Source organism: Streptomyces tardus (genome assembly GCF_018101125.2).
GTDB lineage: Bacteria > Actinomycetota > Actinomycetes > Streptomycetales > Streptomycetaceae > Streptomyces > Streptomyces tardus.
The window spans coordinates 644,504-656,840 of the sequence record NZ_JAELVF020000001.1 but is presented as its reverse complement, the minus strand read 5'-3'; the positions used below and the strand labels follow the sequence as shown (position 1 = coordinate 656,840).

The window sequence follows — 12,337 nt, the reverse complement described above, 5'->3', positions numbered from 1 at the left end:
TGTGTAGCAGGCCCCGGGTGGGGCCGGTCGTGCGTTCAGAGACGGTTGCCGTGGCTCCTGCGACGGGTGTGGAGGTACACGCCCCCGCCGACCAGAAGGGCGGTGGCGGCCAGGCCGCCACCGATCAGCAGGGGAGTGCTGTTGGAGTCGTCGCCGCTGTTCCCGGTGGCGGTGCCGGAGCTTGTGTCGGAAGCCGACTCGGAACCGGCAGAGGCGTCGGAGCCGGGCGAGGAGAGCTGCGAACTGGCCTCGGGCTGGGGCGACTTGGCGTCCAGGGAGGCGTAGTACTTGGAGAAGGTGGGGTGTTTGTCGGGATCGCCGGGGTCGGCTTTGCCTTCGAGGACCAGGCGGGGGCGTACGGCGCCGTAGCCGATACGGGTGTTGGGCGGGTCGTCCGCGGTGGCGCCGGGACGTCCGGCGGTCTGGATCAGGGCACGGAGGACCTGGTTGTTGGTCCACTCCGGGTACTTGGCCCAGATCAGAGCGGCGGATGCGGACACCAGAGCGGTGGCGGCACTGGTGCCGTTGCTCGGACACGTGGTGGTGTTCTTCTTGCACCGCATGAGAATCTTCGCGCCCGGCGCAGCGAGGGCGAGATGGTCGCCGCTAGACGAGAACTTGGCGGGCTTCCCCTCCTTGTCGGTGGCGCCGATCGCGATGACACCAGGAATGGCGGCGGGGTAGGAAGTTGCGTTCGACTCCATTCCGTCGTTGCCGGAGCCGGCGAAGACGAGGGCGCCCGCACGTTGCGCCCGGTGGATTGCTTCCTGCGTGCCCCTCGGAACGTTCTCCCACAGCTGTGTTGCGAGAGAGATGTTGATGACCTTGGCTTGCTTCTCCAATGCGTAGTCAATGGCGCGAGGAATACTGCCGCCTCGCGCCATGCTGAGGTCGTCCTCGTTGATCGTGAGGGGGAGGATCCGACTCTTCGGCGCCAGTCCCTGTATGCCGGAGTCGGCACCCGAACCCGCGATGAGGGCCGCCATGGACGTTCCGTGCTGCCCGGCGTCCCGGGCGTTCTCGTCTCCGCGGGTGTAGCTCTTGCCCGGGATCATCCGGCCTTTGAGCTCTGGCACGGTGCTGTCGATGCCCAGATCGATGACGGCAACGGTCACACCCTCGCCCTGCGACACCTTCCACATCTCTTCTGCCTGCATGGCGTCGAGATACCACTGGCCGCTCGAGCGAGGTTCCGCAGCTGCCGTGGGGGTGAGTGCTGCCAGGGGGAGGGCCGCTGCGGTGAGCGTGAGCAGCGCGCGGCGCGCACCTGTCCAACGACGGGGAGTGCGTGACATGTTCGTGGCTCTTCCTCGGTCCGACCGACCGCAGCTGGGGATTATCCGATGACGGGTGGAACGATCTTCTTGAGCTGTTCCTCACTCAGCTCGAATCTGTCGCTCGCAAGACCGGGCGGGCGGTTTGACCTGGGGTTCTTTCGTTGTTCTCCCCGAGTCGTGGGTGCCGAACCGGCCGGTGCGGAAGCGCCCCCGATGACGCCGTTCCGGGGTGCTGCCGCACCACTGCCGGCGCCGGCGGGTCGTCGCAGCGGGGCAGTTCCCCCGGGCTCCGTCGCGAGCCGACGAGCGGGAACCTGCTGCTGGCTCGGAACGCCCGGACCGGCGGCGGGAGCGGCTGTGCCCGGTCGGCCTGTCGAGCCGATCGGTCCGGCCGGTCCGCCGATAACCGTGCCTCGGGCCGTGCTGGTTGGTGGCTCGGCGGGCCGCATACGTCCGCCGTGAATCCCGGGGTGGGGCGCTGGAGTTGCGGCTCGGCCCGGTGTCGAAGCTCCCGCGTTGCCGCCTGTTCCGAGTCCTCCCGTGGAGCCCGGGAACGGCTGGCCCGGGGTGGGCGTGCGGGGGGCAGCGTGGCCCTGTGCGGTGCCTGGGCCTCTTGCAGGCCCGGGAGGAAAAGCGGTGCCCGGGCGGGTAGTTGGACCGAGCGGTGGAACAGAGGCGTTCGGGCCGGGTGGCAGGCCCGAAGAGGTTCCCTGGCTCGGGGTGCTCGCCGCAGGCGTCGGCTGTGACCGCGCCTCCACGGGTGCAGGTGCGGCAACGGAATCGAGTGAGGTGCGTACGGCGTCCGCCGCTGAGTTCTCTCGTGCACCCCGTGGATCCGGAGCGGGACCGCCGGGCGGGCTCGGCGGCGCATAGGGGCGGTCCACCGGCCCGGAACCTGTGGAGCTGAACTCGATGACCGGCTGCCGCATTCCCGGGGGTTCCGGGGGGCGGAAGTTGGGTTCTTCGGCGGTGCGGAGGGTGGTGGTGGTGACGGAGTAGTAGGAGTCGAGGCGTTCGAGGGTGCGGATGGCCTCTTGGCGGGTCTTTTCGCGCATCGTGGCGGGGTCGTCGCCGATCGGGGCGTTCTGTTCGCCTTTGAGGGAGGCGTCGGCGGCGGGGCGGGGCATGGCGGCCTGGGCGTCGGTGAGTGCCTGGCCGGCGCGTTGGAGGGCGCCGCCGACGGTGTTGGCGTAGGTGCTGAGTTGGCCGCCCTCCTGGGCGAAGTGCTTGGCCCAGGCGCGGTACGCGGTGGCGGACTCGCCGCTCCAGTCGGCCTTGTCGACGGCCGCGCGTACGTGGACGGAGATCTCGGCGATGAGCCGGGAGGCGTCCTGGAGGAGCTGCGCGTGTGAACTCACCTTGGCGGGGGCGCCGTTGGCGAGCATGGCGGCGAGTTGTTCGTGCGTCCGGTCGTCGAAGGTGCCCGGGGCCATGGGGGACGTTCTCCCTGTTGTGTCGGCGGTGGCAGGTCGGCGTGGTCCGCGTGCGTGGTGCGCGGGTGCGCGGGGGCGGTGCTCTGCGCGTACGTGCGCGGCGGCGCGGGGTCTGTCAGTACGCGGCCTGCTCGTCGTCGTCCGTGGCCTTGGCGTCCTGGCCTGCGGTGGGTGCGTCCTTGGGCGCCTTGTAGTGCTCGTAGGCGTTCTGCTGGATCGCGCGCAGCCGTTGTACGGCGTCCGCCTCGACGTTCTGGAAGCCCTTCTCGGAGATCTGCGCGGCGATCCCGAGCGCTTCGATCTGCTCGCCGAAAATGCGCGAGAAGGCTTCCAGTTTCTGGTGCACACGTGCCTGGTGGGTGGCGAGTTCGCGGGCTCCCGCGAAGTCGCCGTAGGAGCCCGCCCCGACCGTGCTGGACCGGATCTCCTCCTGGACACCCCGGTTGTCCAACTCCAGGAGCAGCAGGTCGAGTTGCTTCTTGAGCGAGACCAGCGTGCCGTCGCCGACGTGCAGGTCGGCGCCGCTCCCGCCGGTGCTCCGGGAGCCGGCGCCCCAGTCCTCGGCCATGTGTGTTCCCCCACCCCTGGTCCGTCGCTGCCGGGTCCATGACAGCTCACCGCAGTTTAGTAGCTGGCAGTGACGCGCCAACGACGCCCCGCTGCTGTGGTGTTGCTCACGCAGGGGCGGCGCCGGTGGCTGTCCGTGTCGAGCGACGCTACGTCCGGAGCCGCTTCGGTGCCATGAGTACACGTACTCAACTCAGCGCATGAGGCGCGTAGTTCATCGCCCGCGATCAGGAGCTGACGTCGGTCCGTTCGGCTGTGACGAGCCGGGCGCAGCGGGCGTGGACGGCGACCCTCAGCGTGGTGCTGTCGTCGTTCCAGTCCAGTTCGATGGCGTCGCCGCTGTCGGGGTCCTCGGCGCGCAGGCTCACTTCGCGCCACTGGCTGCGGGCGCCGGCGAAGTCGCGGGTGACCTTCCAGCGCTGCTTCGCCAGGTGGCCTCGTACGCGCCGTCGGGTGTCCAGGGCGACGGCCTCGGGTACCTCCGCGACGTGCCGCCGGTGGTGGAAACGCCTGACGTCCGCTCGCGGGGAGTCGACGTGCAGCAGGCTGCTCAGGCCGCGGTGGTAGCACGGGCCCGTCCGGACCTCGCCCTGGTCGGCGGCGTCGTGGCCCGCCGCCGAGAGGTGCGCGTACACCCGGTCGGCGTGGGCTTCGAGTCGTCGCGTCACCTCCTGCGGGTCGGCGGAGGGGTACGGCGTGCCGTGCCACGCGAGCCTTCCGGCCGGGACGGCGAGCGCGAGCAGCGTCAGCACCGCGAGGCAGGCCACGGCCCACCGGACGGCCGGTCTGCGGCTGAGGAGGCGGACTCCGCGTGCGCTGAACATGTCGGCGACCGTAGGCGCAACTCACCCGTCGGCGCCTGAGTAGTCGCACCGGAAGAGGTACTCAACCCGCCCTGGGCGGCGGGGGGAGGTTGGTGCACGCGGTGACACCCGGTCCTGCGGTCCTGGCGGTCCTGGCGGCTCTGGCGGTCCTGCCAGTCCTGCCGGTCCTGCCGGTCGTGCCGGTCCTGCCGGTCGTGCCCGGCCCGTGGCGAGCCCGGTCAGCCGAAGTGGCCGATTCGGGCGCGGAGTTGGGCCACCCACTCCTGGCCGAGTCGGTGGCCGTTCGGGAGTTGGTCGGTTCGGTCCCAGCGCCAGGTGGCGATCATCGCCAGTACGAGGAGGCGGCAGTCGTGCAGCAGCTGGTGGTCGACGCCCGGGTAGAGCGCCGCGATGTCCTCGGGCGCGTGGGCGAGGTCGAACTCGGTCGGGCCGAGGCAGCAGGTTTCGAGGTCGATGAAGAGCGGCCCGTGCTCGGTGTCGAGCAGGTTGCCCGGATGCGGTTCGCCGTGCAGCAACTGCCCTGCGCCGCCGCGCTCGTCGAGGGTGCTGCGCAGATCGTGGATCGTGCCGGCAAGCAACTCGCGGTCGCGATCGGGCAGTTCGGGGGTGAGTGTGTGGTCCGCGAGGAGCTCGGCCGCACGCGCGGCGCCGTCGGTGAAACGGGGGGCGGGCACGTCGAGTAGCCGCATGCCGGCGTGCAGCCGGTGGAGCGCGTCGGCGTACTCGGCGGGCGGGAGCTTCCCGGGCGCCGACGACTCGTAATGCGTCCAGAACGTGACCACGAAGCCGTCGCGTTCGTGGACGCGGGGCTCCGCTCGGGGGTCGAGGACGGCCACCGGGCACCCGGCTTCTGCCAACCGCTGGGCGAGAGCCACCTCGAACTCGGCGACGTGGTGCGCCACCGGAGCCACCCGGGCCACGACGTCGCAGGGCAGCAGCCGCAGCGAGAGCTTGTTTGAGTTCTGGAGCACGGACGTGTCGTCCACCGGCAGTCCGAGGGACGTGGCGATCGACGTGGCCGCGCCCACGGCGCGCGGGACCTCTGAGACGTGCACCGCCGCCTGCTCAGGTCCGGGCCCGGTCCTGGGCATCCGGGTGCGGCGCCAACTCGATGACCGTCAACTCGTCGATCTGGCCCGCCGGTTCGGCGCCGGGGCTGCGGTGGCGGCGGCGGGAGTAGAGGGTCGCGGCAGCGAGGAGGAGGCCGGCGACGAGGCCGGCTCCCGCGAGAAGGGTCGCGTCGGTGTCCTTCGTGTCGGCGGTCGCTTCCGCCGCGTCGGCGTCCAGGCGGGCGTAGTACGAGGCGAAGGTCGGGTGCGTGTCGGGGGCACCGGGGTTGCCCTCGTTGTCGAGGAGGACCTTGTGCGGGCGGATCGCGCCGTAACCGAGGCGCTCGGTGGGTGCGCTTCGGGAGCGGTCCGCGGTGTGGATCATCGTGCGGAGGACCTGGTTGCCTGTCCACTGCGGATTCTCGGCCCAGATCAGGGCCGCGGCGGCTGAGGTGAGGGCGGTGGCGCTGCCGGTTCCGCCGCTGCCGGTTTGGTAGGAGCCGTCCTCGTCAAGGGTGGTGATGCCTGTTCCCGGCGCGGCGAGCGTGAGGCCTGAGCCGCTGGTGGAGAACTCGGCCTGCTCGCCGTTCTCGTCGGTGGCGCCGACGCGTACCACGCCCGGCAGCACCGCCGGGTAGTTCTCGACGAAGGCCTCGGTTCCGTCGTCCCCGGAAGCGGCGAACATGAGAACGCCTTTCCGGTGCGCCCGGTGGACGGCTGCCTGGGTCTTCCGCGGTATCAGGTGGGCTTCGGGCGTGCTGAAGGGGATGGTGATGATCTTCGCACCCTTGTCGACGGCGTAGTCGACCGCTCGCGGCAGGTGCCCGTACGCCGCGACCGCGTCCTTGCCCGCGATGTCGATCGGGAGGATCTTGGCCTTGGGTGCGAGGCCCTTGATGCCCCCGCCGGCTCCGGTGCCGGCGATGAGCGAGGCCATGGAATCGCCGTAGGAGCTCGCTGGGGACTCGGCCGAGGGGTCGAACCGCTTCGTCGGGAGCATCCGGCCCTCCAGCTCCGGGAGAGACTGCCGACCGTGGACGGTCACGACGGCGATGGTGACGCCTTCGCCCTGGGAGACCTTCCACATCTCCTCGGCCTTCATCGCGTCCAGGTACCGCTGGTCACCGACGCGGTTGTCGGCGTGCGCGGCGGGAGCGGTGACCGTTGGCAGCAGGAGTGCCACGGCGAGGGCGATGAGCGTGCGGCGGGTGCTGGGCAGCTGGCGCATACGTGCGTCTCCTCGGCTCGTACGAAGGCAGTTCGGCGAAGCCCCCCGGCGCAGGGGGCTGTTCGGAGTTGCTGCTTCGGTCGGAGCGCGTGCTGCGTGGTGCGACGTCGCGGTGTCCGGCGCGTGCGTTTTCGGGCAGCGTGTGGCCATGCGTCCTGTACCCCCGTCCAGGCCGGCGGTCAGGTCAGCGACAACCGGTTCCGCAACGGTAACGGTCCGCAGTGCCGCCGGTCGATGCCATCGCGAACGGGAGGGCGCGGTTCCGGCCGGAGACTGGACAGCCTCCAAGGTGACGTCGGATCGTTCGGGCCGGTCTCGTGGACCTCGTCGCACCCCGCTCACGTTGGCGAATGCGACGTCGCTACGCTCACCCGTATGAGCGCCTCCCTGACCGTCGCCGAGCTGCACGCGCGGGCCGGCGTCGCCCTCGTGATCGATGTCCGTACGCCAGGTGAATACGCCTCGGGTCATGTGCCCGGCGCATGCAACGTGCCGCTGGACCGCCTCGACGAGGCGCTGCCCGTACTGCGGGAGCGCGAGGCGGGCGGCGGAAGCGACACCCTCGCGGTGATATGCGCGACGGGCTCCCGCTCGGCGAACGCGGCACAGCGGCTCGCGGCTGCGGGCGTACCGGCCGCTTCCGTGGCGGGCGGCACGTCGCAGTGGGCGGACGCGGGGCACGAGCTGACGCGTACGGGGAACGCGACGGTACGGCCGCGCTGGGTGATGGACCGACAGGTACGGCTGGCGGCGGGCTCGCTCGTGGTGCTCGGCCTGCTGCTCGACTTCGTACTGCCGGGCGCGCGCTACCTGTCGCTGGCCGTCGGGGCGGGGCTGGTCCTCTCGGCGGTGACGGACACCTGCGGTATGGCGGTGGCGCTGGGGCGGCTCCCGTGCAACCGCGCTCCGGACGGCGGACCCGAACTGCGGGAGACGCTGCGGCAGTTGCGGGACGCGTAGCCGCCGCGCTCCCCGCCGGTACGTCGACCGCGGCGGTTAATTCGCTGGTGATGATCCGTTGCTTGGTGCTCAATGGGGCGACGGTTTGATGAGCAACGGCGTGCGACCCGACGGGCGGCGTCCTGAGGTGGCCGCCGAGCAGGCGTCCGGAAAGCGGTACCCACAAATGCGACCGACCTTCGTACTGGTCCACGGCGCGTTCGCGAACTCCTTCTCCTTCGCGCCGTTGCAGGCCGAGCTCGGGCTGCTCGGCCACCGTTCCGTCGCCGTCGACCTGCCGGGCCACGGTTTCGCGGCGACGTACACGCCCGCCTATCAGGTGCCGCAGGACCTCCAGGGGCTGGCGAACGCGCCCGGCGCGATCAGTGGTGTCAGCCTCGCCGACAACGTGGCGCACCTGATCGGGGTCCTGGAGCGCGCCAAGCGCAACGGGCCGGTGATCCTGCTGGCCCACAGTCGCGGAGGCGTCACGGTGACAGCCGCCGCCAACGCCCGCCCGGATCTCGTCGACCAACTGGTGTACGTCTCCGCGTGGTGCCCGGTGGCGCTGAGTGTGGGCGACTACCACGCGGAGCCGGAGATGGCCGACGTCGACAGCTCGGGCCTGGCGCTGGCCCTGGCCGGCGATCCGGCCCAACTCGGCCTGCTGCGCGTCAACTTCCGCACCGCCGACCCCGCGGCCCTCGCGGCCTTTCGCGCCGCCTTCTTCGCCGACGGCACCGAGGAGGAGTTCCTGACCTTCCTCAACACCTTCCAGCCAGACGAGAACCTGGACTTCGGCGGCTCCGACGACCGTGCGGACGCCGCGACCTGGGGCCGCGTCCCGAAGACGTACGTACGGCTGGCGGACGACGCGAGCATGCCGCCCGCGCTCCAGGACCGCTTCATCCGTGAGGGCGACGCCCTCACCCCGGACAACCCGTTCCGGGTCCGTACCCTCCCCGGCAGCCATCTCAGATGGCTCGTCGACGTCGGCCCCTCCGCGCGTCTGCTGGACGAACTCGCTTCCGCGGCAACCTAGTTGACCTCGTCCGGCCCGGGTAGTTTCGGACGGTGAAGAGAAGACGCCGACCGGCCGCGCGGGTCGTCTGCCTGGACGCGGCGCAGCGGATCCTGCTGCTCAACTGGCGTGACCCGTACGACGGTTCGTTGCAGTGGGAGCCACCCGGCGGCGGACTCGAACGGCACGAGACGCCCCTGGCTGCGGCACGCCGCGAACTGGTCGAGGAGACCGGGCTGGACGGCGGCGCGGTGCTGGAGCGCGGGGTGCCGGTGGTGCGGGACTCGCGCTGGAACGGCAGACGGTACGTCGGTACCGAGCAGTTCTTCCTCGCGCGTTTCGACGAGGAGCGCCCGGGTCTGGCCCGCGCCGGCCTGATGCCGGACGAGCGGGAGAACCTGCGGGGCCACGTCTGGGTCGAGTGGAACGAACTCGCTGGGCTGCCCGACCCGCTGCAACCTCCGCAGCTACTGGCGGTGCTGAACGCCCTGGCACCGGACGGCCCCTGGCACCCCGAGCCCGCCGCCGACGGTCCGAGATAGAGCCGACGACCCGAGCGGCGACCGGAGGAGGCGGCCCGTGCGGCCCGCGCCGGCCCCCGGGCGGCCGGTACGTGGGCTGAGTACGTGGCCGAGCCGTCCGGTGGGGGACCGCACCGGACGGGAAACGAGATGCGGGTGCAGTTCGACCTGCTGCCTCATTTGCGCGGCTATAATTGCACTTGGGGCATTTTCGAACGCGAGAACGGGCCTTTGACGAAGTAGGTGCAGGGGACTTACCCTCGATTGGCCGCTCCGTGACCTGGAGCTTTTTGCGTCGTTCTCGTTTGAATCGTCAAGAGTATAAGGCCATTTTTCGGTTGCGGTATGGGGGCGCTGACGTGCAAGGCTGCCATGTGTACAGCTCTTGTTTCTGCGGCTGTTGCCGCGCTTTCCCTTGTGGGCTCCGGTCGCCCTCGCGAATTGGCAGAGCGAGATCAAGGACTACTTAAAAGCCGCTGTGTCCCGGGCGGTGGAACGACTCACTTCCCGCAAGGCGAAGCGAGTCGATGTCAGAATGTGGCAGGGCTTGCCCTGGGCTGTTGATCCGAGTAATGGAAGTGGAGCTTTTGCCGCTTGTTTCGAGGGGCTGATTAGCGTACAGCGGAAGCTTCGGTTCGCTGGATTCCGGGGTTCGTTCCTGGTGAGTAGGTGTCAGAGTGAAGGTGTGGCCGAGGCTCAGGTCTTCGAGTGCGCTGTGGGGGGCGCCACTCGCACTCGCGGTTACCGTGTTCTATTACTTCTCGGTGACCTCTGCGTATGTCGCCGATGAAAGCTACGGGTACGCGCCCGGTATCGTTTCGTATTCGCTTTCTTCGATGTACCCCTTCGCCTACGCGGTTGCTGCCGCCTTCGGCTCCTGGGAAAGTGGACGTCTGGTAAGGGCATCCATCTGGGATGTCGGGCCCGTGCGGTCGAGGTATCGAGTTGCCTTCGATGCCCTGATCCCGGTAGTGGGTCTCTCCGTTCTGATGGTGGTCCTGCCAGTCGTTCTAGCTCTTGTGCAGTGGGGCGCGTATCCGACTTTGGGCAGCATGCGTCCGTTGTTGCTGGCCGTGGCGTTGTGCGCTGCTTATGCTGTGCTCGGCTTCGCTGTGGGATTGTGGGTTCGACCAGAGGTGGCTTCCCCTCTTCTGACGGTCCTCGTCTACCTGGCCGTGGCGTACCCGGTGGCACTGGATACCTTCTGGCTTCGCCACGTAACCGGTCAGTATCCTCATGCCCTTTCGTACGGGGAGGTCGCGACCTGGCAGTCCATGGCCGCCCACGCTCTGCCGGCTTGTGCGCTGGCAGGAGCGCTAGCAGTGCTCTGGCTTCCAGTGGGAAAGCTCGCGCAGCGGGCACTTGTCGGCGTGTTGATGGTGGCAGTGGCGTCGGTGGCTGCATGGTCGATCGCCAGGGAATGGGGTCCGACCCCGCCGGTAGAAACGAGGGCGGCCGAACTGGCATGTGTGGGCACTCGTCCGAAGGTCTGCATGCCGAAGGGATCGGGAGAGGACGCGGGCGCGGTAGGCGCTGACGTCCGGGAGGTACTGCATAGGCTGCGGAATGTCGGCATCAGCGCGTCGCCCGAGAAGGTCACTGACACGCTGATCGATGGTCGGTATCCGAAGGAATCCACGGACTCGGTCTGGCAGTTGGCGCTGACGAAGGGTAGCCGTGACGGACTTGTTCGCTATCAGACAGTGCGGCAGGCTGTTGCATTTCCCTGCACCATGCCGGACATACATGCGTCACGAATGGTCGTCGGTTGGGCTGCGGCGGCAGCGGGGGAGCAGCAGACGTTCAGGTCTCTTCTCCGAGAGGATCCCTCTCACGATGCGCGGGAGCAGCGTGCACTGGAGGAGGCGGTGTCGAGAGTCCGCAGCAGAACTGCCGACGAACAGCGTGACTGGTATCGCGTGATGAGGGCGAAAGCGTGTGCCGACCGTGGGCGTGATTCGTGACGCTGTGGCTCAAAACTCGCGGAGTACTCACCGTAATGCCGCTGGCTCTGGTGGTCTTCACAGTCCTTGCCCTGCTGCTCCACGATTCGGTCGCGGTGCTGCCCTCGCTCACTCTCACCGGCGGTACGCGAATGCAGCTTGCGATGTTCGTACCGGTGGTGGTTCTGGTTGCGCTGGGGCGCTGCCTCGATGCCCGGCTGCCTGCTCCGGAGGTCTCCGGAGTCCGCCACGTTCTCTGGCTGGACGCCGCGCTCACCGTGGTGGCTGTGCTGGCGGCGGCAGCGGTGGGAGTTGCGCTCGGGTCAGTGCTCGACTCCGAGGCGGCGTTGGTTCTCGGCCGCAACACCGCTTTCCTCACCGGAATCCTGCTGTGCGGCCGTGCGGTGTTCGGGACGGTCGCAGTTCTTCTGCCCGTGCTCTGGATCGTGACGGTGATGCTTGTCGGATTTCGAACGTGGACGGATCCGTATTTCTGGTCGGTGCTGCCGGAACCCCACGGTGAGCCGCACGCGATGGTTCTTGCTGTCACCGCACTGCTCTGCGGGATTCTCGTTCACCAATTCAGTACAAGGAGGGCGTTGTGACGCTGGTCCTCTCCGCCTGCAGCTACCGGTACGGACGCGTGCGGCCATACGTTCTGCGGGCGTTCTCCTACGAGCTCCCTGATGGTCTCACTATCCTGCTCGGCCCCAACGGCGCCGGTAAATCAACGCTTCTGAAACTTGCCGCGGCCGTCGTCGTACCGCAGGCGGGGCGTGTTTCGTACGGCAACCTGTCGTCGCGGTCCAAGGAGTTCCGCCGCGAGATCGCGTGGATGCCGCAGTCGATCACCCCGTTGCCGTCCCTCACCGCGAGGGAGTACGTGGCGTACGTCGGTTGGTTGAAGGGGCTCAGCAGGACCGATGCGTGGGAACGGGCACAACAAGCCCTGCGACGCGTTGAGTTGACCGAGCAGGAGGGCGTACGGACGACGCAGCTCTCCGGGGGGCAGATCCGGCGGGTCGGTGTGGCGGCTGCTCTGGTCCATGATGCGCGCGTGCTGCTGCTGGACGAGCCGACCGCCGGCATGGACCCCCGCCAACGGCGCCTTTTCCGCGATGTGTTGGCAAAACTCGTCGAAGACGGTGTCCAGGTCCTCCTGTCGACGCACGATGTGGCCGACCTCGCTGAGGAAGCCGACCACGTCACGGTCATGGACCGAGGACGCGTGCTCCTCTCCGGAGACACCGGTGCCTTTCTCGTCGAGGCACCCGAGGGCACTGCTCCCGGGCGTGTGGCGGAAGGGGCTTACACGGCACTGCTGGAGCGCGGCGAGCAGGTCTGAGAGCACGCAGCAGCCCGGCTCGTACGGCGGTCGTCAGCTCGTGCGCCGGTGTCGTGCGCCGGGTCCGTACGTCGATCCGTACGTCGGCCCGTGCGTCGGCCCGTGCGGCGGCCCGTGCGGCGGCGGCTGAGTCGGAGTCCCCCGGGGCTCGGCTGGTCGCGTGCGGCGGGTGACGGTCGCGCCCGGGTGG

12 protein-coding genes are annotated in these 12,337 nt (G+C 69.2%); 7 read left to right on the top strand and 5 right to left on the bottom strand.

Features of this window, described 5'->3' with window-relative positions:
* Window positions 1-35: 35 nt before the first annotated feature.
* Window positions 36-1,157, bottom strand: coding sequence for a S8 family serine peptidase (locus tag JGS22_RS02795; RefSeq protein WP_211041283.1), 1,122 nt, complete (start codon window positions 1,155-1,157; stop codon window positions 36-38).
* 1,154 nt (window positions 1,158-2,311) lie between these two features.
* Here JGS22_RS02795 and JGS22_RS02790 point away from each other — a divergent pair.
* Window positions 2,312-2,629 carry a hypothetical protein gene (locus JGS22_RS02790; protein WP_211041282.1) on the top strand — a complete coding sequence of 106 codons (318 nt, stop codon included), beginning with the start codon at window positions 2,312-2,314 and terminating at the stop codon, window positions 2,627-2,629.
* Window positions 2,630-2,825: 196 nt separating this feature from the next.
* Here JGS22_RS02790 and JGS22_RS02785 read toward each other — a convergent pair whose 3' ends face one another.
* From JGS22_RS02785 to JGS22_RS02770, 4 genes are all read right to left on the bottom strand, one after another.
* A complete protein-coding gene (locus JGS22_RS02785; RefSeq protein ID WP_211041281.1) occupies window positions 2,826-3,278 on the bottom strand; it encodes a DUF2563 family protein in 453 nt (150 codons plus the stop codon).
* Between the two features lie 226 nt (window positions 3,279-3,504).
* On the bottom strand, window positions 3,505-4,101 hold the full coding sequence (locus JGS22_RS02780) for a hypothetical protein (RefSeq protein ID WP_211041280.1): 597 nt from the start codon (window positions 4,099-4,101) through the stop codon (window positions 3,505-3,507).
* 218 nt (window positions 4,102-4,319) lie between these two features.
* Complete coding sequence (locus JGS22_RS02775) at window positions 4,320-5,156, bottom strand: phosphotransferase (RefSeq protein ID WP_308405483.1); 837 nt, start codon at window positions 5,154-5,156, stop codon at window positions 4,320-4,322.
* Between the two features lie 10 nt (window positions 5,157-5,166).
* Entirely contained in the window at window positions 5,167-6,378 is a 1,212-nt protein-coding gene (locus JGS22_RS02770) for a S8 family serine peptidase (protein ID WP_211041278.1), read from the bottom strand.
* Window positions 6,379-6,753: 375 nt separating this feature from the next.
* On the opposite strand from JGS22_RS02770, the gene JGS22_RS02765 reads away from it, so the two are divergent.
* The 6 genes from JGS22_RS02765 to JGS22_RS02740 all read left to right on the top strand — a co-directional run bounded on the left by JGS22_RS02765 (window position 6,754) and on the right by JGS22_RS02740 (window position 12,147).
* Window positions 6,754-7,338, top strand: a complete 585-nt coding sequence (locus JGS22_RS02765) for a rhodanese-like domain-containing protein (protein ID WP_211041277.1) — start codon at window positions 6,754-6,756, stop codon at window positions 7,336-7,338.
* 166 nt (window positions 7,339-7,504) lie between these two features.
* Entirely contained in the window at window positions 7,505-8,359 is an 855-nt protein-coding gene (locus JGS22_RS02760) for an alpha/beta hydrolase (protein ID WP_211041276.1), read from the top strand.
* Between the two features lie 32 nt (window positions 8,360-8,391).
* Window positions 8,392-8,880: an NUDIX domain-containing protein gene (locus JGS22_RS02755; RefSeq protein ID WP_211041275.1), complete on the top strand. Its 489-nt coding sequence runs from the start codon at window positions 8,392-8,394 to the stop codon at window positions 8,878-8,880.
* 656 nt (window positions 8,881-9,536) lie between these two features.
* Window positions 9,537-10,823 carry a hypothetical protein gene (locus JGS22_RS02750; RefSeq protein ID WP_211041274.1) on the top strand — a complete coding sequence of 429 codons (1,287 nt, stop codon included), beginning with the start codon at window positions 9,537-9,539 and terminating at the stop codon, window positions 10,821-10,823.
* Between the two features lie 35 nt (window positions 10,824-10,858).
* Window positions 10,859-11,407 (top strand): hypothetical protein, encoded by a 549-nt coding sequence (locus JGS22_RS02745; RefSeq protein WP_211041273.1) that lies wholly within the window; start codon window positions 10,859-10,861, stop codon window positions 11,405-11,407.
* A complete protein-coding gene (locus JGS22_RS02740; RefSeq protein ID WP_211041272.1) occupies window positions 11,404-12,147 on the top strand; it encodes an ABC transporter ATP-binding protein in 744 nt (247 codons plus the stop codon). Before JGS22_RS02745 ends, JGS22_RS02740 begins: the two co-directional genes overlap by 4 nt.
* The last annotated feature ends 190 nt before the right edge of the window (window positions 12,148-12,337 follow it).

Coding starts and splice junctions, on each gene's coding strand:
- JGS22_RS02795 (WP_211041283.1), bottom strand. CDS start 1,157: ATGCAGGCAGAAGAGATGTGGAAGGTGTCGCAGGGCGAGGGTGTGACC.
- JGS22_RS02785 (WP_211041281.1), bottom strand. CDS start 3,278: ATGGCCGAGGACTGGGGCGCCGGCTCCCGGAGCACCGGCGGGAGCGGC.
- JGS22_RS02780 (WP_211041280.1), bottom strand. CDS start 4,101: ATGTTCAGCGCACGCGGAGTCCGCCTCCTCAGCCGCAGACCGGCCGTC.
- JGS22_RS02770 (WP_211041278.1), bottom strand. CDS start 6,378: ATGCGCCAGCTGCCCAGCACCCGCCGCACGCTCATCGCCCTCGCCGTG.
- JGS22_RS02765 (WP_211041277.1), top strand. CDS start 6,754: ATGAGCGCCTCCCTGACCGTCGCCGAGCTGCACGCGCGGGCCGGCGTC.
- JGS22_RS02760 (WP_211041276.1), top strand. CDS start 7,505: ATGCGACCGACCTTCGTACTGGTCCACGGCGCGTTCGCGAACTCCTTC.
- JGS22_RS02745 (WP_211041273.1), top strand. CDS start 10,859: ATGCCGCTGGCTCTGGTGGTCTTCACAGTCCTTGCCCTGCTGCTCCAC.